The sequence below is a fragment of the Alcaligenes sp. SORT26 genome, assembly GCF_017377875.1.
Classification (GTDB): domain Bacteria; phylum Pseudomonadota; class Gammaproteobacteria; order Burkholderiales; family Burkholderiaceae_B; genus Alcaligenes; species Alcaligenes parafaecalis.
On record NZ_CP070975.1, the window covers coordinates 3508367 to 3530683 of the forward strand.

The 22317-nt window shown below is 56.4% G+C and carries 20 protein-coding genes; 15 read left to right on the forward strand and 5 right to left on the reverse strand.

The window, feature by feature from the left end; genetic code table 11:
- Positions 1–163 precede the first annotated feature (163 nt).
- From dld to lldP, 4 genes are all read right to left on the reverse strand, one after another.
- Positions 164–1885: a D-lactate dehydrogenase gene (gene dld, locus JYG33_RS15985; protein ID WP_207873158.1), complete on the reverse strand. Its 1722-nt coding sequence runs from the start codon at positions 1883–1885 to the stop codon at positions 164–166.
- A gap of 2 nt (positions 1886–1887) precedes the next feature.
- Positions 1888–3027 (reverse strand): FMN-dependent L-lactate dehydrogenase LldD, encoded by a 1140-nt coding sequence (lldD, locus tag JYG33_RS15990; RefSeq protein ID WP_207873159.1) that lies wholly within the window; start codon positions 3025–3027, stop codon positions 1888–1890.
- Entirely contained in the window at positions 3024–3803 is a 780-nt protein-coding gene (lldR, locus tag JYG33_RS15995) for a transcriptional regulator LldR (protein WP_207875896.1), read from the reverse strand. The genes lldD and lldR overlap by 4 nt, the downstream gene beginning before the upstream one ends.
- 78 nt (positions 3804–3881) lie before the next feature.
- Positions 3882–5549, reverse strand: coding sequence for an L-lactate permease (gene lldP / locus JYG33_RS16000; RefSeq protein WP_207873160.1), 1668 nt, complete (start codon positions 5547–5549; stop codon positions 3882–3884).
- Positions 5550–6044: 495 nt separating this feature from the next.
- Between lldP and JYG33_RS18770 the strand changes: the two genes are divergently transcribed.
- From JYG33_RS18770 to JYG33_RS16030, 6 genes are all read left to right on the forward strand, one after another.
- The gene (locus JYG33_RS18770; RefSeq protein ID WP_347708884.1) at positions 6045–7058 is read left to right on the forward strand and encodes a hypothetical protein; all 1014 of its coding nucleotides are present in this window, start codon (positions 6045–6047) and stop codon (positions 7056–7058) included.
- A gap of 236 nt (positions 7059–7294) precedes the next feature.
- Positions 7295–7723, forward strand: coding sequence for a hypothetical protein (locus JYG33_RS16010; RefSeq protein WP_207873161.1), 429 nt, complete (start codon positions 7295–7297; stop codon positions 7721–7723).
- Between the two features lie 55 nt (positions 7724–7778).
- Positions 7779–8570, forward strand: a complete 792-nt coding sequence (locus JYG33_RS16015; protein ID WP_207873162.1) for an ABC transporter ATP-binding protein — start codon at positions 7779–7781, stop codon at positions 8568–8570.
- Positions 8567–9343 (forward strand): ABC transporter permease, encoded by a 777-nt coding sequence (locus JYG33_RS16020; protein ID WP_207873163.1) that lies wholly within the window; start codon positions 8567–8569, stop codon positions 9341–9343. The genes JYG33_RS16015 and JYG33_RS16020 overlap by 4 nt, the downstream gene beginning before the upstream one ends.
- A gap of 34 nt (positions 9344–9377) precedes the next feature.
- Complete coding sequence (locus tag JYG33_RS16025; RefSeq protein WP_207873164.1) at positions 9378–10346, forward strand: ABC transporter substrate-binding protein; 969 nt, start codon at positions 9378–9380, stop codon at positions 10344–10346.
- Positions 10347–10510: 164 nt separating this feature from the next.
- Positions 10511–11221 carry a GntR family transcriptional regulator gene (locus tag JYG33_RS16030; protein ID WP_243430207.1) on the forward strand — a complete coding sequence of 237 codons (711 nt, stop codon included), beginning with the start codon at positions 10511–10513 and terminating at the stop codon, positions 11219–11221.
- Positions 11222–11278: 57 nt separating this feature from the next.
- Here JYG33_RS16030 and JYG33_RS16035 read toward each other — a convergent pair whose 3' ends face one another.
- Entirely contained in the window at positions 11279–11740 is a 462-nt protein-coding gene (locus tag JYG33_RS16035; RefSeq protein ID WP_207873166.1) for an Lrp/AsnC family transcriptional regulator, read from the reverse strand.
- 144 nt (positions 11741–11884) lie between these two features.
- On the opposite strand from JYG33_RS16035, the gene kynU reads away from it, so the two are divergent.
- The 9 genes from kynU to JYG33_RS16080 all read left to right on the forward strand — a co-directional run bounded on the left by kynU (position 11885) and on the right by JYG33_RS16080 (position 22307).
- The gene (kynU, locus tag JYG33_RS16040; RefSeq protein WP_207875897.1) at positions 11885–13135 is read left to right on the forward strand and encodes a kynureninase; all 1251 of its coding nucleotides are present in this window, start codon (positions 11885–11887) and stop codon (positions 13133–13135) included.
- 37 nt (positions 13136–13172) lie between these two features.
- Positions 13173–14546: an amino acid permease gene (locus tag JYG33_RS16045; protein ID WP_207873167.1), complete on the forward strand. Its 1374-nt coding sequence runs from the start codon at positions 13173–13175 to the stop codon at positions 14544–14546.
- A gap of 367 nt (positions 14547–14913) precedes the next feature.
- Entirely contained in the window at positions 14914–15858 is a 945-nt protein-coding gene (locus JYG33_RS16050; RefSeq protein ID WP_207873168.1) for a hypothetical protein, read from the forward strand.
- Between the two features lie 199 nt (positions 15859–16057).
- Positions 16058–16606 (forward strand): hypothetical protein, encoded by a 549-nt coding sequence (locus JYG33_RS16055; RefSeq protein WP_207873169.1) that lies wholly within the window; start codon positions 16058–16060, stop codon positions 16604–16606.
- A gap of 88 nt (positions 16607–16694) precedes the next feature.
- Positions 16695–17246, forward strand: coding sequence for a peroxiredoxin (locus JYG33_RS16060; protein ID WP_207873170.1), 552 nt, complete (start codon positions 16695–16697; stop codon positions 17244–17246).
- A 12-nt stretch (positions 17247–17258) separates the two neighbouring features.
- Positions 17259–18998 (forward strand): amidohydrolase, encoded by a 1740-nt coding sequence (locus tag JYG33_RS16065; RefSeq protein WP_243430208.1) that lies wholly within the window; start codon positions 17259–17261, stop codon positions 18996–18998.
- Positions 18999–19151: 153 nt separating this feature from the next.
- Positions 19152–19922 carry a DeoR/GlpR family DNA-binding transcription regulator gene (locus JYG33_RS16070; protein ID WP_207873171.1) on the forward strand — a complete coding sequence of 257 codons (771 nt, stop codon included), beginning with the start codon at positions 19152–19154 and terminating at the stop codon, positions 19920–19922.
- Positions 19919–21025: an ABC transporter ATP-binding protein gene (locus tag JYG33_RS16075; RefSeq protein WP_207873172.1), complete on the forward strand. Its 1107-nt coding sequence runs from the start codon at positions 19919–19921 to the stop codon at positions 21023–21025. The genes JYG33_RS16070 and JYG33_RS16075 overlap by 4 nt, the downstream gene beginning before the upstream one ends.
- Before the next feature lie 19 nt (positions 21026–21044).
- The gene (locus JYG33_RS16080) at positions 21045–22307 is read left to right on the forward strand and encodes an ABC transporter substrate-binding protein (protein ID WP_207873173.1); all 1263 of its coding nucleotides are present in this window, start codon (positions 21045–21047) and stop codon (positions 22305–22307) included.
- The last annotated feature ends 10 nt before the right edge of the window (positions 22308–22317 follow it).

Consider the following 22317-nt stretch of genomic DNA (forward strand, 5'->3'; position numbering starts at 1 on the left):
TATTTTTGTGTCCTGGCTGTCACAGCGGACAAAAAACAGGCCCACCAAGTCAAACTTGGGGGCCTGCGGGTATAGATAAGGTGGGGGTTAGTGAAGTGGGACGCGGCGGTTTAGCGTCAAACGGGGCGTGCAGCGTGCCAGTACCTTCCAAAAAGGGTGATACTTAATCGTGCTGACCACCGCAGCAAACCGTCCACCACTTGCGACGCGAGGTGTGCCCGATGCCAGGGTTGAAGGTATTGGTGGGGTCCAGTTCGCGATAAAAACCGGCCAGGGCAGGTTTGGCAATATACAGATGTCCCACATTGTGCTCGGCCGGGTATTCGGCACGGCGCTCGTCCAGCAGCTTCCACATGCGGTGTTCCATATCCAGAGGAACGACGCCCTTTTTGACGATGTAATCCTGGTGGAACACGTGGCACAGGAAGTGGCCGTAGTAGAGCTTGTGGACGATGTCTTTTTCCATATCGTCGGGGAGTTGCTCCACCCATTCCTTGTCGTTGCGACGCAGGGCGATGTCCAGGGCCACAATGTCTTCTACGCTGTCGGGGTGCGACTCGCGGTAGCGGATGGCTGCGCCCGCAATGGCAAAGCGGTGCAGAAAGGCTTTGCGACCTTCTTCGGCATCGCACTCAAAATACGCACCTTGCTGGCTGCCTTCAAATTGCTGGCTGAGATAGTCGCGAGTAGCTTGGGCGGTGTCGTTGGAGACGCGCAGCAGCAGGTGGTGCTCGAAACGATCACGCCATTCACGCATGCGTGGGGGCAAGTGGCTGGGCAGACGGTTCATGATCGCCTGGATCACGCGATCAGTAACACCGCGCCAACCGAAGCGTTCAAAAAAACCATCGACACGGCTTTTCATTGCAAAGGCGGACGGCACTTTGGCGGTACCAAAACGGTCGATCAGCAAGAAGGTGTCTTTGCCGTACTGCTCGCCAATATCATAGGCGGTGCGATGAATGTATTCGCCTGCAATGGGCAGGCGGGGCAGGTCTGTCAGCAGGTGACGACGGACGGCAGTCAGTTCGTCCGGGTCGTTGGTGCCGATGTAGAAAACGGTGCTGGCTTCTTTGGGGAAGGTATCCAGACGCACGGCAAAAATGCACAGCTTGCCTGCCGAACCGGAGGCTTCGTACAGACGGGAGGGGTCGGCATTGAAACGGGCTGGGGTCTGGGCGTCCACATCGCGCACGTCTTCGGCGTAGCGCGGGTCGCTGGCCTTGCGTTCCGGGTCGTTGACGATGTCCGCAACACTGTATTTGCCTTGTTCCAGGCGGCTCAGGATTTCTTCCGGGGTATCCCCCAGATTGATGCCCAGGTGATTCACCAGGGTCAGGGTGCCATCGTCCAGAACTTGTGCGTACAGCGTCAGTTCCGTGTACGCCGGGCCGCGTCTTACCAGAGCGCCGCCAGAGTTATTGCACACACCACCCAGCACCGAAGCGCCGATGCAAGAGGAGCCAATGACCGAGTGCGGCTCGCGCTCCAGGGGAGCCAGTGTTTGCTCCAGACGATCCAGCGTTGCGCCTGGCAAGCAGACAACTTGCTCACCTTCGTTGATAACCTGTATGCCTTGCAGACGCATGGTGTTCATCAGCACGATATCGCGGTCGTAGTCATCGCCATCCGGCGTGGAACCACCCGTCAAACCTGTATTGGCGGCCTGCATGATCACAATGCAATCGGCGGCGACAACCGCTTGCAGGACCTGCCATTGCTCCAGCAAGGTGCCGGGCCGGACGACGGCCAGTACCTTGCCTTCACCCGTACGGTGGCCTTTGCGATAACGGCGCGTGCTGTGATCATCCGTCAGTACGTGGGGCTTGCCGACAATGGCATTGAGCTGTTGCAGCAAGTCCGCAGGGCGGGTGGAAACGGACATGGTCAAGACTCCTGTACAAGCAGGTCAGAGGTGATCTGGGAAATGCTGCTGACGCTGGTCAGCGTCATGGCGACCCGAATTTCTTTTTCAATCAGGCTGAGCAGATGGTCGACCCCGGATTGTCCGGCGGCGGCCAAGGCATAAATGTAGGCACGGCCCAGCATGGCGGCATCGGCACCCAGGGCAATCATGCGCACGACATCCAGGCCGCTGCGGATACCGGAATCTGCCAGAATCTTGATCTGGCCTTTGACGGCATCGGCAATGGCGGGTAGCGCGCGGGCCGAGGACAGGACGCCATCAAGCTGACGACCACCGTGGTTGGAGACGATGATGCCATCGGCACCAAAGCGCACAGCATCGCGGGCATCATCGGGGTCCAGAATGCCTTTGATGACCATCGGGCCTTTCCAGAATTCGCGTATCCACTCCAGGTCTTTCCAGGAAATGGATGGGTCGAAGTTCGCGCCCAGATAGCCCATATAGTCTTCCAGGCCCGTTGGCTTGCCCAGGTAACGCGAGATATTGCCCAGATCGTGCGGGCGACCCAGCAGACCCACATCCCAGGCCCAGCGCGGGTGCATGACGGCTTGTGCGTAGCGGCGCAGGGCAGCGTTCGGACCGCTCATGCCCGAGTGGGCATCACGGTAACGTGCGCCCGGCACGGGCATGTCCACAGTAAAGACCAGGGTGCTGCAGCCTGCGGCCTGGGCACGTTCCAGCGCGTTGCGCATGAAGCCACGGTCTTTCAGAACATAAAGCTGGAACCACATGGGCCGTTTCAGGCGTGGGGCCACTTCCTCGATCGGGCAAACCGACACGCTGGACATGGTGAAGGGAATGCCGTGGGCATCCGCGGCCTGGGCCGCCTGGACTTCACCACGACGGGCGTACATGCCTGTCAGACCCACTGGTGACAGCGCGACTGGAATAGACAGCTTTTCGCCGAACAGATCGATGCTGGTATCCAGTTGGCTCATATCCTTGAGCACGCGCTGGCGTAGGGCCACGTTAGCCAGATCATCCACGTTACGGCGCAGGGTGTGCTCGGCATAGGCGCCGCCGTCAATGTAGTGGAACAGGAAAGGAGGCAGTCGTTTTTGGGCGGCACGCCGGTAATCGGTCGAGGAAGAAATAATCATGGCAAGGGGGAGTCGGGTAGGGCTGAAGGGAGTGTCTGCAAGCGCGCAGCACGTTCGCGGCGGGCGAGGTCTTCGTCAGCCTGTAGAAGGGTGTTGCGTACATAGCCCAGGTGCTCGTTCACGACACTGCGGGCACGAGCGGCATCGCCATCAATAATGGCTTTGACCAGGGCTTCGTGCTGGGCGGTCAGGTGGACGATGGTTTCGGGCGAGTCATGGACGAACATGATGATGTCCCGGTTTTGCGTCACGCTGCTGAGCACCAGATCAAACAATCCGCGCATGACCTGAACCAGCACCAGGTTGTGCGAGGCTTCGGCCACTGCCAGGTGAAACTGGGCATCGGCACGGGCGGACTGCACGGTATCGCCGCTTTGCTGATAGCGAATCATCTGCTCGAAGCACTGCAGGATCTTGTCTTTATCTTCGGGCGAGGCTCGCAGGGCGGCGTGCCAAGTGGTGCTGCTTTCCAAGGCAATGCGCGCTTCCAGCACGTCGTAACGGTACTGCGGATCGGACAGCATCAAGGCTGCCAGCGGGTCCACGGAGCGCTGTGTCCATTGCGGCGTATGGGAGGTCAGGTAGGTGCCTGAGCCGACCTGGCTGCGCAAAATGCCTTGGCTGGTCAGTTGCTGAATAGCTTCGCGCAGCGAGGCGCGGGACACATTCAATTGTGCGGCCAGCGTGCGTTCGGCAGGAAGCCGTTGCCCCGCCTGAAAATCGCTGGATTGAATGAGCGCCAGCAATTGTTGGGCAACGTGATCAGAGAGGCGCATAGTCTTGGACATACTGAAAAAATAAATCTGCAAGGCACGAATCTACGCGCCTTGCAGAAGAAGGATGAGGGGGAACCCTTAGGGAATCATCCAAGGTAACACATAGGCTTGCAGGGTTGTCAGCAGGCCAATCAGAACCGCAAAGATCAGGCTGTGTTTGACGGTGAAGCGGAACAGATCCGATTCTTTGCCAGCCAGACCGACTGCCGCGCAAGCAATGGCAATGGATTGGGGCGAGATCATCTTGCCGGTTACACCACCAGTGGTGTTAGCCGCCACCATCAGCACTTCAGGCAAGCCCAATTGCTGCGCCGTCGTGGCCTGCAAGGCTGCAAACAAGGCATTGGCAGAGGTGTCGGAGCCTGTCAGGAAGACACCAATCCAACCCAGGAAGGGCGAGAAGAAGGTGAAGGCTTTACCCGTGTGGGCCAGAGCCAATGCCAGGGTGGCGGACAGACCCGAATAGTTGGCGATAAAGGCAAAGGCCAGCACCATACCAATCGAATAGATAGGGACAGCCAGTTCCTTGAAGGTTTCGCCCAGAGTCTCGACCGCTTTGGCCGGTTTCATGCGCAAAAAGATAATGGTGAGCAGGGCGGCAATCAGAATGGCGGTGCCGGTGGCGGACAGCCAGTTAAAGGAGTACACCGCGCCGTACGGCGTAGCGGCAGACACCACGGGAGGCGCTTTTTCGACCAGATTGTGCAGGAAAGGCACAGGAATGTTCACGATGGTCGAGGCCAGCGGGCCGTTCGCGGCAAACAGCGCTTTGAAAGGCTGAACGCTCCAGATGGTGACCATGGCCGTCAGGATGATGAAGGGCGACCAGGCTTTGATGATGCTGCCTGTTGTCAGCACTGCAGGAGCCTGCTTGGAGCTTGTATCCTGAGTGGGAGCGGCTTCTTGAGTATCAAAGCGGAAGATACGCTTGGGCTGCCAGACCTTCAGGAACAGAGTCAGTGCGACCAGGGAAACCAGAGCGGAGGTAATGTCCGGCAGTTCAGGGCCAATGTAGTTGGCGGTCAGGAACTGAACAATGGCAAAGGAGCCGCCACCCACCAGCACGGCAGGCCAGGTTTCCTTGATACCGCGCCAGCCGTCCATGATGGCCATCAACCAGAACAGCACGATGATGGTCATGAAAGGCAGTTGGCGACCGGCCATCTGACCGATTTCAAAAGGATCGATTCCCGAAACCTGGCCAGCAACAATGATGGGAATACCCATGGCGCCGAATGCGACGGGGGCGGTATTGGCGATCAGGCACAGACCGGCGGCATACAGGGGGCGGAAGCCCAGACCGGCCAGCAGGGCGGCAGTAATCGCAACGGGAGCACCAAAACCGGCTGCACCTTCCAGGAAGGCACCAAAGCAGAAACCGACCAGAATCAGTTGCAGGCGTTGGTCAGGTGTGACCGACAGGATCGAGGCGCGAATGACATCGAACTGGCCGGTCTTGACCGAAATCTTGTACAGAAACACGGCGGCCACGATGATCCAGGCGATGGGCCACAGACCATAAAAGAAACCGTACACCACCGAAGCCAGAGCGGTAGAGACTGGCATGCGATAGAAAATCAGGGCAACGCCCAGAGCCAGCAGCACGGTGATCGTGCCGGCCATATAGCCCTTCATGCGCAACTTGGTCAGGGCCAGGAAAAAAAAGATGATGGGAATAAGCGCAATCAGGGCCGACAGCCAGATATTGCCGGTCGGATCGTATTGCTGCAGCCACGCTTGTTGCATGTTGTTCTATCTCCGCAGGAGCAAAGGGGAGGCGCTTGTATTGCAAGCGAACCTGAAGGTCGTTAAATTGGTCTGACCATTTCTTGAGATCGTCAAGAGCAGAGCGCATTGTATCCAAAGGATTATTTGCTGGAATGTCGGTGTTTACCCTAATCGTAAGGAACTTGATGGTTTTTTTATGAATTAATTGGTCTGACCAATTTAAGGGGGAGGCTTGCTGGTTTGCCTGTGGATGCGTGCTAGCCCGCGATGTTTTTGGGAAGCAAACTCTTGCCTTGCTCCTGCTTGAAGCCGGGGGGATTGGGTTACGCTGGAGCCCGTTTGAAGAGAAGTCTTGCCGCTTTACAAACAGCAGGGACATCCTTGCAAAAAATGATATTGAGAATCATTATCGTGGATGTAAACTAGGCTCTTAATTAGTAGAGTCTCTTAAATTAAATAAGAAGCAGCGGCTGGAGAAGACATATCGCTGTTATCAACAAGGTCAACGTAGCTATGCAAACCCCTCCGGCGCCCGCGCCACGCGGACGTCCCCCCACCATTACCCGAGCACGGATTGCAGATGCTGGCATTCAGATCGGCTTGCCTAATATCACCTTTGTGGGTGTGGCTGCCGCTCTGAGTGTCAGCCAGATGGCGCTGTACAAGCATGTGGGCAATCTGGAAGGGCTTAAACAACTGGTGGCTGAAGAAATCTTCAACCGCTGGCAAGTGCCTCGGGCCAAAAGCCCGGTAGAGGGCAGCCTGGAAGACTATTTACAGCTCTTCAGTGCGGCCACCCAGGCCTTTGTAAAAGCCAATCCGGGTATTACGCCCTATGTGATCCGCAGGCTGGTGGCCACCCCTTCCATGCTGGACAAGATTCGGGAGCATCAAGAACACATTGCCCAGGCGTATGGCGTGTCGTTCGAGCGTTCCCGTTACTTGATGGGAACGGTGGCGTTTCACTGCCTGGCCGTGGCCGATACGGTGTATGCCGTTGCGGGTCGCGAGCCGCGCGCTGCCGTGGAACGTGTTGTGGAGGAGATCGAGATGGAGGGCATATTGCAGTTAGGCATGACGGCCCTAATTCAAGGAGCTTTAGCAATGAATGAGCAAGACATTTCTTCCAACATTTCCACCCAGTTTCTGGATACCTCCGCCCTGCCTATGGCGCGGGTGCGCGAGTTCCCCTTGACCATGGAGCTGGCCACACAGTGGCTGGACGATATGGAAACCTTGATCAAGGCGGAAAAGGAGTTTGTGCTGGTGTACGAAAGCCTGCCCGATCCTTCCAACCCGGGTGACCCGGAAGGGCGCAAAAAAGTGGTGCTGTGGTTAAAGGCACACCGAGAAGGCTTTGGCCGCTATTGCCGCGGGATTGTGATGATGTGCGAGGATCCGACGCTTCGCGAAGGTTTGCAAGCGATGGTAGAGCCGCTGGAAAAGGTCTATCGCGTGCCGGGTGGCGTGGCCTCCAACCCGGACGAATTGCGTGAGTTCATCCAGAAATGGGTGACGCCCAACTAACACTATCACGCTCACCCTATCCAGCCTGATGCTGGAAAGAGGGAGCCGCCCGGTGCTGTGTTGAACCGGGTTCTAAAGCCGCTGACTGTCCTTGGGGATAGCCAGCGGTTTTTTTGTGGGCGCGGTTTGATAACTGGTTAGGTACCTACGTGTTTTCCCCGGTATCCGCTTTTTATCTTTGGTATGACAATATGATTATTGTCATAACAATATGTCTTATCCAGAGGAGCAGGTACGTGAGAGATCCACATTGTCATTCCAGCAGCATCCTGGTTGAACGGTCCGCAGAAGTGGCCTTCGAGATCATGTCCGAGGGCGTCAAGCAGGGCCAGTGGGCCTGGGGCAGTGCCAACCGCATTGAAGTAGAGCCCGGCCTGTTCAAGGGCACCTCGGTTTTTACCGGCAAGGAAACCTTTGTCAGCCTGGATGTTGATCGCCAGCGCCTGCAGGTGGATTACTCGGTGGGCGCCAGCAAGGACACCATGCAGTTTCGCAATATGTCCCGTGTGATTCCGGGCGATCTCTTGAAGATCGGGGCCGACAAGTGTGTCGTGACCTTGCTGACCTGGCGTTTGGCGACACAAAGCGATGCGGCCTGGGAGCAGATGTCCTGCGTACACGAGGCCGAAATGTTCCTGATCAAGGGCTTGCTGGAAAGGGAGTAATCCTTCCGGCACCGGGCGCAAAAACCGATACGCCAGACACATCAAAGGAGGATGTATGGGGGGGCAGGCGGCAATACAGCTACGGGATATATCGATCAACTATGGAAGTCAAACCATCGTCTCGGGAGTGGACCTGTCCATCGAGCCGGGTGAGTTTGTTTGCCTGCTGGGCCCCAGTGGTTGCGGCAAGTCCACCATTTTGAGCGCCATTGCAGGTTTTATTCCGGTTCAAGGGGAAATCTTGTCCTACGGTGTACCGGTAAAAGGACCATCGGTAGAGCGTGGGGTGGTGTTCCAGAATTCGGAGGTTCTGTTTCCCTGGCTGACGGTTCAGGAAAATGTGGAATATGGGCTGAAACTCAAAAAAATAGCGCCCAAAGAGCGTTCTGAGATGGCCAGACGTTTTATTGAATTGGTGGGGCTGGGTGGGGCTTTGAACAAGTTTCCCAAAGAACTGTCGGGTGGAATGCGGCAAAGACTGCAAATGGCCCGTGTGCTGGTCAATGAACCTCGCATTGTGCTGATGGATGAGCCCTTTGGCGCACTGGATGCACAAACGCGGGAGGTGATGCAGGAAGAGCTCAGCAATATCCGCAAGAAAACCCAGTCCACCATTGTTTTTGTGACTCATGACATAGGCGAGTCCATTTTGCTGGGTGACCGGATCGTCACCATGACAACCGGCCCTTTTGCCAAGATCAAATCCAATAGCAAGATTGATCTGGCTTACCCGCGCAACTTTCTGGACCCGGCCGTCATTGAGCTGCATAACCGGCTGCGAGACGAAATTGGTGAGGAAGTGACCAAGTTTCTGAGCGAGCAGGGCATAGGGAGCAAAGTGCAATGAGCACGCAAAAAACAAGCTCGAACAGCCGTCTTATCCGCTTTGTGCCTTTGCTGGCCGTGCTGTTTGGCATTCTGGTGTGGGAGTTGTTGAGCAGGCAGTTGATTCCCCTGTTCTTGCCCTCGCCGTGGGCAACGGTACAGGCCGCCATGGAGTTGTGGTCTGAAGGCATGATCACTGAAGCCATCTATGCCTCCATGGGCCGTATTGCTCTGGGCTGGAGCATGGGCGTCATTGTGGGGGTTCCGGTTGGCATCATCATGGGCAGCTCGGTCATTCTGCGCAAAGCGATTGAGCCCTACGTCGATTTCTTCCGCTTTGTCCCGCCCATTGCCTTTGTGACTTTGGCCATTATCTGGCTTGGCCCTGGTGAAGCGTCCAAGGTTGGGCTGATTTTCTACGCCACGATTTTCATTGTCATCATCAGTGTGGTGGCCGGTGTGCAGGCCGTCAGCCAGGACCGTTTGCGTGCTGCCGCTACCTTGGGTGCAGGTCGTATGCGCACCTTGTTGACGGTGGTGGTGCCATCCACCATTCCGGCGATTGTGACCGGCGCACGTCTGGCCATGGGCAATTCTTTTCTGACTGTGGTGTCGGCCGAGATTGTGGCCGCCCAGGAAGGGATTGGAGCCTTGATCTGGTCGGCCCGCAATTATGGCCGTACGGAGTGGGTGTTTGTGGGCATTATTTTGCTGGGCGTCTTGGGCTATTTAAGCGACCAGATTCTGCGGTTTTTTGCCTTGAAGTTCTTGGGGCGCTACGACATTAAAGTGTGATCGCCCAAGACTTTGGGTGGCCAGGAGACAAGCTATGTTTACTAGAATTAAATCGTATGCAAAAAAGCTGACACAGGAAAACATCAGCATCAAAAGTACGATGGCAGCCGGTGCCTTGTCGGCACTGTGCCTGTCTGGAGCGATGGCGCAGGCGCAGACCGTGCCCATCGCTGTGGGGATAGATCCGACCTTCGTATCCTTTTTTGTTGCCAAGGATCAGGATTTGTTCCAAAAGCATGGGGTGGACGTCAAGCTGGTGACGTTCGGGCCGGGTGGGGCCATGGTGGATGGCATGATGGCGGGGCAGGCAGTGATGACAGCCTCGACCGAAACCACCCACCTGATCCGCATGCCGCATGCCGATATTCGTCCTGTCGGGATCGTGGGCGAGTCGGGCGACAACCTGAAGCTGGTGTCTCGGGCGGAAATTACGGACCCCGCCCAAATCAAGACCTATGGCGTGGTGCCGGGCGGGGTATTCGAGTATCTGACTAGTCTGAGTACAGAAAAATTCAATGGCACCGATGCCAAGCTGGCTCAGGTGAAGTCTGGCCCGCCTGAACTGCCAGCCTTGTTATTGCGTGGTGACGTGGATGCGTTCTGGCTGTTCGAGCCCTTCCCGACCATGGTCAAGCGCCAGGGCGGGAACATTCTTGCGAGCAGCAAGGACGTGGGATATACCTACGCTACCTGGGTGTCAGCGATGGGGCCGTGGCTGGAAAGCAATCCGGAGCAAGCCAAAAAAGTGCTGGATGCCCTGGCCGAAGCTTGCGAAATCACCACGGCTGATCCGGCACTGGCCGCTGCGGCGGTGGAAAAACAAGTGCGTATTCCCAAGCAACAGACGCTGGAGTTTCTGCGCGAGACACAGTGCCAGATGCGTGGCTTTACCGAGGAAGATCTGAATGGTTACGATAGAATCGCTGATTTCCTGCAAGACCGGAAGATCACGACTCAGCGGGTCTCGTTCAGAGATAAAGTGGCTATGGGTTTTTATCCATAAAGGCCAGCTTCTGAAGAAAGAAAGTGCATTGAGGCGGGACCTGATTTAAAAAATATAATGGCGACTTGTTGGATCGCTTGATGGGTTCTATGTCTGCACTGTAGACACAGGAAAATCATACTTTTAATTAAAACCAGACATTTTCTTGTTTTTACTGTGACGAGATGAGAGTGAGCACAAAACCGTTATACGAACAATTAGCCGATAAGCTGACCCGTTATATCCAGGACGGTCGCCTGCAGCCGGGCGACCGTTTGCCTACCGAGGCCGAGCTGGGGGAAATGTTTGGCGTTAGCCGTATTACCGTGCGTCAGGGGCTGGCGATCCTGACTCGCAATGGCTTGATTGAGCGTTTCCCCAGCCGTGGCTCCTTTGTCCTGGAGCGCAAGAACACCGGCTCCTGGGAGCTGGGTTCCATCAATGATCTGGTGCAGTTGGGCAAAGACACCAGCACCAAAATCGCCAGTTGGGAACTGGTGACCCCCCCTGCGGAGATTGCCGAGTTTTTTACCTCGGACGAGCCGGTCTACAAGCTGCAAGCGGTGCGCTACAAGTCGGCCGTTCCCCTTTATTTTGCCGAGAACTATTTGCGGCGCTCCATTGGCGAGCGCATCCAGGTTCAGGATCTGGAGACGCGAACCATGGTGGAAATGCTGACCTCCGTGCTGAATGTACCTATCAAGCACGCACAGGAAGAGATCAGCATGGCCAATGCCTCGGCGGAGATGGCCAAGCAGTTGTGGATCAAGGAAAACCAGGCCGTGATTGTGCAGCGGATCGACTTGTTTGATACCGATGACATGCCGGTGCAAAGCGGCAAGGGCTGGTGGCGCAGCGAACATTTCAAACGTCGTTTCAAACTGAACTACGTCTAAAAAGCGGTGCTCACGATGTTGTCTGGACGCCAGTTCAGCCCCTGCTGACTGGCGGATTTACACGGGCAAGCGTTGCCCCTTGGCTTTGATGCAGGACAGCACAATCTGCGAATGAATTTTGGTGACGCCGCGCAGCGTGTTGAGCTTGTGGATCACAAAATTAGAAAAAGTATCGAAGTTGCGTGTGCGTATGTGCAGCATGTAGTTGGCCTGCCCGGTCACGATATAGGCATGCAGCACTTCGTCCATCGTGGCCAGTGCCTTGCTCAGGTACTGATGCTCGCTCTCGTTGAGCTGCGCAATATTCACTTCCACAAAGGCCTCGATGGCAAAGCCCAGCTTGCCCGCGCTTAAATTGGCGCTGTAGTTTTCGATCAGGCCTTCCTGCTCCAGAATTTTTACCCGGCGGTGGCAGGAGGAGGGGGAAAGCGCGACCAAGTCAGCCAGTTCCTGGTTGCTGAGCCTGCCGTTGTCCTGCAAAAGACGCAGGATTTTCAGGTCTGTCTCGTCAAGTCTCATATTTTAGAATTATCTATGAAAAGGGTTTTCAAAAACCGAATTTCCTTCCAGATTTAAGCATAATCTTCATCGCTTTGGAATAAGTTGCCACGGGCTCGATGCTAGACTGAACATCGTAAAAAAGCAGAATCGAGGAGCATGACAATGATTACTTTGCAGCAATGTGAGCAGTGGGATCAGGCCGATGAACTGGCTGCCTTCAAAGCCAAGTTCGACCTGCCACCCAATACGATTTATCTGGACGGAAACTCTCTGGGCGCCATGCCACGGCATGCCATGGAGCGTGCCCAGGAAGTCATTTCTCAGGAATGGCGTACCGATCTGATCAATAGCTGGAACAAAGCGGGCTGGTGGACCTTGCCCGTCCGTTTGGGCGACCAGATGTCCCCGCTGATTGGGGCCGGTCAAGGCGAGACCATTGTCAGCGACAGCACATCCATCAATCTGTTCAAGGTGCTGGCCGCCGCCGTCAACCTGCAAAAAGAACGCCACCCGGAAAAGAAAGTGATCCTGGCCGAGCGCGATTCTTTCCCCACGGATCTGTACATCATTGAAGGGTTTAACGCCTTCTTCGGCAAAGACTATAGGCTGGAGTTGATTGATGACCCGGCAGACCTGCAAACCGCGGTCAACGAAGAAACAGCGGTGGTGGTGTTGTCCCATGTGAATTACCGCACGGGTTACTTGCACGATATGCAGGCGACCAACCGCCTGGTGCATGGGCACAATGGCCTGGTGATCTGGGACTTGTGCCACTCTGTGGGTGCCTTGCCGATTGAACTGAACGACAGCGATTCTGACTTCGCCATTGGCTGCACCTACAAGTACTTGAATGCTGGCCCCGGCGCTCCCGCCTTGCTGTGGGTCAATCCCAAGTTGATGAACCAGATCAGCCAGCCCTTGTCCGGCTGGTGGGGACATAAACACCCCTTTGCCATGAGCCCGTCCTATGAAGCGGCCAATGGTATCGAGCGCTTTTTGTGCGGCACCCAGCCCATCGTCTCCTTGAGCCTGGTTGCTTGCGGTGTGGACGTGTTCCTGCAAACCGACTTGCAGGCCGTGCGTCGCAAATCTCTGGCTTTGACGGACTTGTTCATTGCTTTGGTGGAACAAGAGTGCGCCGAGTTTGGCCTGCGTCTGGTGACACCGCGCGATCATCACTTCCGTGGCAGCCATGTCAGCTTCGCACATGAGCAAGGCTATGCCGCCATTCAGGCACTGATCGCCCGTGGTGTGATTGGTGACTATCGTGAGCCCGAGGTAATGCGCTTTGGCGTCACGCCTTTGTATCTGTCTTTTGTAGATATCTGGCAGGCTGTGCAGCATATCAAGGCCGTGTTTGCGAATAAGGAATGGGATAAGCCTGCCTACAAGACGCGCTCCAAAGTGACCTGATCACAGCTCAATAAAAAAACAAGCATAAGGAGGAGACATGAGCCGATTTGAGCAAATTCAATCGCGCGAAGCCGGACTGCATAAAAAACTGACTGCCCGCCAAATGAGCATGATTGCAATCGGGGGAGCCATTGGTACCGGCTTGTTCCTGGGCAGCAAATTTGCCATTGGTTTTGCGGGCCCCGGTGTTGTGTTGAGCTATGTGATTGGTGGCTTTATCGCCCTGGTCCTGATGGGTTGCCTGGCCGAGATGACGGTAGAACACCCCACCTCAGGCTCTTTTGGGGCCTATGCGGAGTTCTACATCCATCCGCTGGCTGGCTTCCTGGTGCGTTACAGCTATTGGGCCTGCATTGTGCTGGCGGTGGGCACGGAGGTGACTGCGGTCGCGGACTATATGAAGTTCTGGTTCCCGGACGTGTCGCCCTGGATATGGATCGCCTTTTTCTCGGCGGTGCTGATTGCGGTCAATGCTTACAGCGTCAAAGCCTTTGGCTCGGTGGAGTATTGGTTTGCCCTGATCAAGGTGTTCGCCATTATTGCCTTCATCGTGCTGGCGGTCGGGATTTTGACGGGTTACTACAAGCCCGCCCAGGTTCAGGCCAACCTGTTTGGTCAGGGTGGCTTCATGCCCAATGGCTGGTACGGGGTCTGGGTGGGTGTGATCATTTCAATCTTCAGTTATCTGAGTATCGAGATGATTGCTGTAGCAGCCGGGGAGGCAGAAAATCCCGAGCAAGCAGTACGCCAGGCCTTCAAGGCCACGATCTGGCGCTTGATCATTTTCTACCTGCTGTCCCTGTCTCTGATCGTGATGCTGGTGCCTTGGCAAGAGCTGGTTGCCGATGGCACGACTAGTCCCTTCATCACCGTGATGCAGGCCGTGGGCATTCCTTATGCCGACAGTATCCTGAACTTCATTGTGATTATTGCGGCTTTGTCGGCCATGAACAGCATGCTTTATATCTCCACGCGCATGATGTTCAGCCTGTCACGTGCCGGTGATGCGCCTGCTGTGCTGGGCAAGGTAGCCCGCAACGGGGTGCCCTTGAATGCCCTGGCCTTGTCGGCTAGCGGTGTGGCGGTGGCGGCGGTGGTGTACGCCTACAACCCGGAAACAGCCTTCCCGGTGATGATCGCCTTGTCCATGTTTGGCGCTTTGTTCACCTGGGGCATGATCTTCCTGACCCATTTGTTCTTCCGCCGACGCGTGGCCCTGGACGGGGTGCAACTGCGCTTCCGTATGCCTGCCTATCCCATCGGCACCTTATTGGGCTTGATTGGCATTGTGGCGATTCTGGTAACCACCTGGTTCATCAATATCTTTCACTACACCTTGTTGTTTGGCGTGCCGTTCTTGCTGGCCTTGATCGTGATTTACTTTGTGCGAGGCCGTCGCCCAGCAGCCTGAATGATCTGACTTTTTTGCTCTGTTTGAACAAGCCCCTGCTTTGGCGGGGGCTTTTTTTTGCATCACGGTTTTGAAGATGTGTGCCTTACCGAGAAACGGCGTGCCCGTATTGCTAGGGATGCTTGTTTGTATGGCGGCCAATGGCGCGGCGTTGGCAGCAGCTTGATCTGTGTCAGCCAAGACGCGGTGTTCTGATTCCAAGAGGTCTTTATCATACAAAGATGTACGATTTGAGACTATTATGTATCAATTAAGATTTTAGTTACTCAAAAAAGACATCGGTCGTCCTGGACGGCTATTCTTTTTTTGAGGGTCGGTATGTCAGCAAGTGCCTGGGAGGACAGTTGTGAACCGTCATGGAAAGCGCATGACTCATCCGCGTGAATTGCGTAAAACAAATGGTAAAGCCTTGCTGGGCCCTGGTGCGGATGCGGCTTTTGGCAGCTTGGCTGCGCCCGAGATTCGGCAGCGCGTGTTGCTGGCGCATTGGGTGGCGCATAGCCGGGACAAGACCCAGCAGTATCTGGGTTTCCCTTTGGGCCGCATCATGTTGCAACGCTGGATGCGTAGCAAAGCGGGCAGTCGCCGGATCGAGGCATTTGGTCTGCCGCGTCATATCGTCCATGAAACCCTGGGCGAGTCAGCCTTGACCTTGCATGTCAACCCGCGAGAGCTGATTCGTATGGCGATTCAGGCACCTCGCAAGCAAGAAAAGCGGCCTTCATCGTTGGCGTTTATCTGGGAAGGAAGCTGGGACCAGCGGCGTGAGGACCTGCGCGTCGGGACGCGGTACTCATTGATCAGCGACCTGGATGAAAACCGCCATCAGCTAGAGCAAACGGTACGCTTTAAAAAGCTGATGAAACGGATTGAACAAGGCAAGCCCTGGGAGTCCTATCAACAAGGGGTGTTTCTGGATACGCCGGAAAAAATCCTGGAGTACCTGCGCATCTATCTGGGGTTTCTGGACGAAATGGCTCGTGACGGCTTTGACCCCAGGCGGGGCAAAGACGCCCTGGGTGTCGTCATTTCCCGTGAAGGTCGGATTCTGAAAATCAATCGTGGCCTGCATAGGCTGGCGATGGCCCAGCGTCTGGGTTTGCCCAGTGTGCCGGTGCAAGTACGCCATGTGCACCGCTATTGGTGGGATCACGTGACAGCGGGGGCGACCGGGGAGCTGGCGTTGCACCGAATGCAGCAGGCTTTGCGCCGCTGCGTGCCTGAAACCCAGGCGGGCCCTTTGGATCAGGACCCGGATACCTTGCTGACCGAGGCCTTTTGGCCTGCCCCTCGGGTGCCGCTCAGCGTTTAAAAAATCGCCCGCATAGTCATTATTCCATGGGTGAAATACGGTTTCCCGATTAATGAAGTTACACTAACGCACGCTCCACAAAGGTAGCGTGCCTGTCAGTTTTCCTGATCCCCAGTGGCGCACAACAATAAGACCGACTCACCGTGTTTGGGCGCTGCCCTGTGCCCAATCCAGTCCTGTATTAGCTAGAGGAATAACTATGACTGCAGCAAAACCTCGACCACGCGAGGAATTGCTTTTGCGCCTTGTAAACGCCCTTGCCGACCAGCCACGGGTGTCCATGGGGCAATTGGCCGGTCTGGTGGGTTTGAGCCGCGCTACCTTATGCCGCTATTTTCCTTCCCGCGAAGCCATGATGATGGAGATTTTCGAGGAAGGGGTGAACAGTGCCGAGCAGGCGATCAAGCGCGCCCATCTATGCGAAGGCGATGCCCAAGAGGCCATCAAGCGCCTGATTGAAGAGCTGTTGCCCATTGTGGATCTGTACATGTACGTGGAGCGCCAGCTTCAGGTAGAGGAATATTCCACACCCCGTACCGAGGCGGTAAGGCAGGCCTTGATTACGCAGTTTCAGCAGTGGCAGGAATCGGGGGCCTTGCGTCTGGATTTATCTGCCGTCTGGTTGTGTGAGTCCCTGTTTGCCTTGTTGAGCAAGGCGGCCCGCTTGATCCGGGCAGGTCGGTTGGCCCGTCACGATGCGCCACATAATGTTCATACCTTGCTGTGGAGCGGTATCGTCCACCCTTGAACGGGGCGTGGAAATGAACCCTTGTGCTGTCCTGCTCCTGCGGATTACGCTGCTTGCTGGAGCAGCGCAGAAATATGGGGGCAAGGGCATGAAACAGGCAATCGCAACATTTTCTTTGGGTTTGTCCCTGTTGATGGGGGCTAGTAGCGCACAGGCTGCGTTGGACGTGGGCACACCCGCGCCAGATTTCACCGTGCAGGCTGCGCTGGCAGGCAAAACCTTTGAATTCAATTTGAATGAGGCCTTAAAGAAGGGGCCGGTCGTCCTGTATTTTTATCCGGCAGCGTTTACTCAGGGTTGTACCGTCGAAGCGCATACTTTTGCGGAAGCTATTGACGAATACAGCTACTTTGGCGCCACCGTGATTGGCTTGTCTTCGGACAATATCGACACCCTGAAGGATTTTTCCACCGGGCCTTGCGGCAGCAAGTTTGCGGTGGGGGCGGACACCACAGGCCAGGTCATCAAGGCTTATGACGCGGGCCTGGGGACGCACACCGAACGTGCTTCCCGCATTTCCTACGTCATTTCTCCTGAGCGAAAAATCATTTTTGAATATACGGCGATGGAGCCGGACGAGCACGTGAACAAGACTCTGGGCGCCGTACGCGACTGGACCGCACAACAGGGACCCAAGTAGAAAGGGGAACATATGTCGTTCAAAAGCATACTGAAAGTGTGTGTGTTGGCGAGCAGTATGGTGATGGCTGGCTCTGCCTGGACGGCGGAAATAGCCGATCAGATCTGGATGGGAGGTCCCGTGCTGACGATGAGTGACAGCCAGCCTGCTGCCCAAGCGGTCGCGGTCAAGGATGGTCTGATTCTGGACATGGGCACCTTGCAGGCGATGCAAGCCTATAAAGGTCAGGACACCACCGTGATCGACCTGCAGGGCAAGGCTTTGCTGCCGGGTTTTGTGGACGCACACAGCCACGCCTTCATGATCGGTTTGCAGGCCATGTCTGCCAATCTGCTATCGCCCCCGGATGGCGCGGTGAAAGATATCCAGAGTTTGCAGGCGACCCTCAAGCAATGGCTGGGTGAGCAAAGTAAAACCAGGGAGGTGGATCTGATCCTGGGCTTTGGTTATGACGATGCCCAGTTGGCAGAACAGCGACATCCCAATCGACATGAATTGGATGCGGTGTCCGAGTCAGTGCCAATTATCATCATTCATCAGTCTAGCCACATTGGAGTGCTCAACAGCAAGGCCTTGGAGATGGCGGGCATTTCCGCCCAGACCCCGGATCCTGCAGGTGGTGTCATTCGGCGCGAAGAGGGCGGGACTCAACCTGATGGGGTGCTGGAGGAGATGGCCTTTTTCTCAAGCATGACCAGCCAGATGGGCAAACTTACACCCGAACAGGTTCAGTCTCTGTTTGTTGCCGGGACCGATCTGCTTAAGCGCTATGGCTACACGACCGGGCAGGAGGGGCGGGCGACATCCGATACGGTGCCTTTAATGCAGGCAGCCGCGACGGCGGGCAAGATTGATATTGATGTCGCCGTCTACATTGATGTGCTGCAGGACCGGGACTATATCGCGCGTCATGTATCGCGTCAGTACACCGACGGTTTCCGGGTGGCTGGTGCCAAGCTCACGATTGACGGCTCTCCTCAGGGGTTTACGGCTTATCGCGACCGCCCCTATTACAAACCGCCAGCAGGTTACCGGGCTGATTACCGTGGTTATGCAGCGGTCACGCCAGATCAGGTGTTTGAGTCGGTGGACTGGGCCTTCAAGAACGATATACAGCTTCTGACTCACGCTAATGGTGAGGCAGCCTCGGATCTTTTGTTGGCTGCGATTAAAACAGCCCGTGACAAGTATGGCCCCCGGGATCGGCGAGCCGTATTGATTCATGGGCAGTTTTTGCGCCGGGACCAGGTGGCGGCCATAGCGGCCTTGGATGTCTTTCCTTCTTTGTTCCCCATGCACACCTTTTATTGGGGGGACTGGCACCGTGACCGCACGGTGGGGCCGGTCAATGCCGACAATATCTCTCCTACTGGCTGGGTGCGCGAGCATGGCTTGATGTTTTCCACCCACCACGATGCGCCAGTTGCCTTTCCTGATTCCATGCGGGTGCTGTCGGCGACCGTGACTCGTCGCACTCGATCGGGCGATATTCTGGGGCCGGACCAGAGGGTGGATGTCATGACGGCCCTTAAGGCGATGACCATCTGGCCGGCTTTCCAGCATTTTGAGGAGAAGGAGAAAGGGTCGATTGAGCCGGGCAAGCTGGCGGACTTTGTCGTTTTGTCGCAAGACCCGACATCGGTCGACCCTGAACAATTGGCCAGCTTGCAAGTGGTTCAGACCATCAAGCGGGGCAAGCTCATTTATGACCAGGATGGGGCATTGGAGACAAAGCGGCTTGTCCGTCACTAAGATCAGACAGACCGTGCGAATGCTGTCTGAATTGAGCGCCAGCATGTTCATATGAACATGCTGGCGTCATAAAACTTTCATCTGAGCGTCACCGAGCCGTAACCTCGCGTTTCTACACTGCCGGGTATTCAAACGAAACCCATACGCCGTGTTATGAACCTTTCCGTCAGGCAAAGCATTATTGTGGACTTGCTGGCCGCCCAAGGGGTCGTGTCAGTGGATGGCCTGGCCCTGCATTTCGGGGTGACGCCGCAAACTATTCGGCGCGACCTGAACCACTTGTATGAGGCCGATCTGGTGCGCCGCCGCCATGGTGGTGCCGAGCTGAATGTGGTCGAGCGCAATATCCCGTTCCAGACGCGCCGCATTACCCATTTGCAAGCCAAGGCTCGCATCGGACGCGCCGTTGCCAAACTGATCCCTCCCGGTGCCAGCTTGTTGCTGGGCTTTGGGACGACTCCCGAACAAGTGGCGCTGGCCCTGGCCGATCATCGTGATCTGACCGTGGTCACCAATAACATCAGTGCGGCTCTGGCTCTGTCTCACAATATGAGCCACCGCGTGGTCTTGACTGGCGGCGAGCTGCGTCAACCCAACCCTGAAATTCTGGGCCCCGGTGCCGAGCGCCTGTTCAACAGTTTCAAGGCCGACTTCGGTGTGTCCGGGGTAGGGGGCTTTGACTCAGACGGCGCTTTGCTGGACTTTGATATGGCCGAGTCCGATTGCCACAAAGCCCTGCGCGGCAATTGTCGTATCCGGATTCTGGTGCTGGACCATACCAAGTTTGGCCGCCGTGCCCCCGTGCGCAGCGGCTCTTTGGATGATGTGGATATTCTGGTTACCGACCAGCCTATTCCCGAGCCCTATCGCGAGCAAATCCCCGAGCGTATCCAGATCGTGATTGCAGGCGAGGTGCAGTCATGAGCCGCGCCGCGATCGAGTTGCAAGGCATAGGCAAATCCTGGGGTGAGCAGGCCGTGCTCAAGCAAATGGATCTGTCCATTCAGGAAGGCAAGTTCACGGCCTTGCTGGGACCCTCGGGCTGCGGCAAATCCACCTTGCTGCGCATTATTGCCGGGCTGGAAACGCCTGATCAGGGCCGTTTGCTGATCAATGGGCAGGACGCCACGTTTATGGAACCCGCCAAGCGTGGCTTGAGCATGGTGTTCCAGTCCTATGCCTTGTTCCCTCATCTGAATGTGGCCGACAACATCCTGTTTGGCCTGCAAGTACGCCGTGCTAATCGCCAGCAGCAGAAAGAACGCCTGCGTGAAGCCTTGGCCCTGACCAATCTGGAAGGTCTGGAAGAGCGCAAACCCGGCCAGCTTTCGGGCGGGCAGCGCCAGCGTGTGGCCCTGGCGCGCAGCATTGTGTCGGGCCACCGTATCTGCTTGATGGACGAGCCGCTTTCCAATCTGGATGCCAAGCTGCGTCACACCGTGCGCCATGAGATCCGTGCCTTGCAACAGCGTCTGGGCTTGACGGTGGTTTATGTCACCCACGATCAGACCGAAGCGATGGGTATGGCCGACCACGTGGTGCTGCTCAATGCCGGAAATATCGAGCAGCAGGGCAGCGCCCAGGACTTGTACGGTCAACCCAATAGTGTCTTTACCGCCGGATTTATCGGCAGCCCACCCATGATGATGATTCACAGCGATCACGTGCCTTTGGATCTGTGGCCCTCGCGCCGTCAGTACGACCAGCCGCATCGGGTGCTGGTGGGGGTGCGTCCGGAAAACCTGAGCCTGCACGAAGCAGGGGAGCAGCGTGTGCCCGCCACTGTGGTGCATCAGGAGTTTCAGGGGGCCGATGCCTATGTGTATGTGCAGCTCGACGATGGTCATACCTTGATCGTGCGCGCGCCGCATAGCCGCAGCGTCGAGGCGGGCGCTCGCTGTGGTTTGAGCTGGGACCCCGTTCACGCTTTTTACTTTAACCAGGACAGCGGGGCTCGCCTGCCGACACCGTCGGCGGATGCTCTGACTGCTGCGCCTTTCGCCGTTCCTTCTTCTGTTCTTCCCTAAACGTACTGCGAGTCTACTCATGTTGAAGAATTGTCTGCTTGCCACCTCCAGCGCTCTATTGATGGGCCTGGGTGCCAACGCGCATAGCGCGGTGGAATTGACCATGTATTACCCCATTGCCGTGGGTGGCCCACTGACCGATGTGGTTGATGGAATGATCAAGGACTACCAGGCTCAAAACCCGGAAGTCAAAGTGAAAGCTGTGTACTCCGGCAACTACGATGAAACCCGTGTACGCGCCTTGTCGGCCTTGCGTGCAGGTGAGTCTGTTCAGTTGTCTGTACTGGGTGCCTTGGATACCCACGACCTGGTCGAGCAAGGCCTGGTTGAAGCCTTTAGCGATGTGGCCCAGGATGCCCCCAGCCAGGATTGGCTGAAAAGCTTTTACCCCGCCTTGATGGCCAATGGCACCTTGGAAGGCAAGGTCTGGGGCATTCCGTTCCAGCGTTCCACCATCGTCATGTTCTACAACAAGGACATGTTCCGCGAAGCGGGTCTGAATCCAGATCAAGCGCCCAAAACCTGGGACGAACTGGTGCAAACCGCCCAGAAGCTGACGACGGACAAGCATCACGGTCTGATGATCCCATCGACGGGCTACCCCTACTGGATGTTCCAGGCCCTGGCTTTGCAAAATGGCCGTCAGTTGATGAACGAGGAAGGCACGCAGGTCTACTTCAACGACCCCAAGTCGGTAGAGGCTTTGCAGTTCTTCCATGACCTGGCCTACAAGCACAAAGTCAGCCCTACCGGCACCATCGAATGGGGCACCTTGCGTCAGTCTTTTGTGCAAGGCAAGACCGCCATGATGTGGCATACCACGGGCAATCTGACGGCGGTGAAGAACGAAGCCAAGTTCGATTTTGGTGTGGCCATGTTGCCCGCCAAGGAAAAAGCAGCTTCGCCGACGGGCGGTGGCAACTTCTACCTGTTCAAGGGCGCTAACGACGAGCAGAAAAAAGCAGCACTTGATTTCGTACGCTGGATGACGGCGCCTGAACGTGCTGCCAACTGGTCCATGGCAACGGGTTATGTCGGTGTCAGCCCAGCCGCCTATGAAACGCCTGCTTTGACCGAATACGCCAAGACCTTCCCGCAGGCACTGGTGGCCCGCGATCAGTTGGCCGTGGCCTCGCCCGAGTTTGCGACCTACGAAACGGCCCGTGTGCGTGAACTGTTGTCCAACGCCGTGCAAGCGGTGCTGACCAATGCCAAGACGCCCAAGGCCGCTTTGGATGAAGCCCAGGCTGCCGCAGACCGTCTGCTGCGTCCTTTCAACTAAGCAGGTGCAG

Excerpts from the sequence above, each read along its gene's own strand:
- JYG33_RS16070 (WP_207873171.1), top strand. The coding sequence starts at position 19,152 with ATGAACCTTTCCGTCAGGCAAAGCATTATTGTGGACTTGCTGGCCGCC.
- JYG33_RS16020 (WP_207873163.1), top strand. The coding sequence starts at position 8,567 with ATGAGCACGCAAAAAACAAGCTCGAACAGCCGTCTTATCCGCTTTGTG.
- JYG33_RS16065 (WP_243430208.1), top strand. The coding sequence starts at position 17,259 with ATGTCGTTCAAAAGCATACTGAAAGTGTGTGTGTTGGCGAGCAGTATG.
- JYG33_RS16035 (WP_207873166.1), bottom strand. The coding sequence starts at position 11,740 with ATGAGACTTGACGAGACAGACCTGAAAATCCTGCGTCTTTTGCAGGAC.
- JYG33_RS16015 (WP_207873162.1), top strand. The coding sequence starts at position 7,779 with ATGGGGGGGCAGGCGGCAATACAGCTACGGGATATATCGATCAACTAT.
- JYG33_RS16025 (WP_207873164.1), top strand. The coding sequence starts at position 9,378 with ATGTTTACTAGAATTAAATCGTATGCAAAAAAGCTGACACAGGAAAAC.
- JYG33_RS16075 (WP_207873172.1), top strand. The coding sequence starts at position 19,919 with ATGAGCCGCGCCGCGATCGAGTTGCAAGGCATAGGCAAATCCTGGGGT.
- lldR (WP_207875896.1), bottom strand. The coding sequence starts at position 3,803 with ATGCGCCTCTCTGATCACGTTGCCCAACAATTGCTGGCGCTCATTCAA.
- lldP (WP_207873160.1), bottom strand. The coding sequence starts at position 5,549 with ATGCAACAAGCGTGGCTGCAGCAATACGATCCGACCGGCAATATCTGG.
- JYG33_RS16045 (WP_207873167.1), top strand. The coding sequence starts at position 13,173 with ATGAGCCGATTTGAGCAAATTCAATCGCGCGAAGCCGGACTGCATAAA.
- JYG33_RS18770 (WP_347708884.1), top strand. The coding sequence starts at position 6,045 with ATGCAAACCCCTCCGGCGCCCGCGCCACGCGGACGTCCCCCCACCATT.
- lldD (WP_207873159.1), bottom strand. The coding sequence starts at position 3,027 with ATGATTATTTCTTCCTCGACCGATTACCGGCGTGCCGCCCAAAAACGA.
- JYG33_RS16055 (WP_207873169.1), top strand. The coding sequence starts at position 16,058 with ATGACTGCAGCAAAACCTCGACCACGCGAGGAATTGCTTTTGCGCCTT.
- dld (WP_207873158.1), bottom strand. The coding sequence starts at position 1,885 with ATGTCCGTTTCCACCCGCCCTGCGGACTTGCTGCAACAGCTCAATGCC.
- JYG33_RS16050 (WP_207873168.1), top strand. The coding sequence starts at position 14,914 with ATGACTCATCCGCGTGAATTGCGTAAAACAAATGGTAAAGCCTTGCTG.
- kynU (WP_207875897.1), top strand. The coding sequence starts at position 11,885 with ATGATTACTTTGCAGCAATGTGAGCAGTGGGATCAGGCCGATGAACTG.
- JYG33_RS16030 (WP_243430207.1), top strand. The coding sequence starts at position 10,511 with ATGAGAGTGAGCACAAAACCGTTATACGAACAATTAGCCGATAAGCTG.
- JYG33_RS16060 (WP_207873170.1), top strand. The coding sequence starts at position 16,695 with ATGAAACAGGCAATCGCAACATTTTCTTTGGGTTTGTCCCTGTTGATG.
- JYG33_RS16080 (WP_207873173.1), top strand. The coding sequence starts at position 21,045 with ATGTTGAAGAATTGTCTGCTTGCCACCTCCAGCGCTCTATTGATGGGC.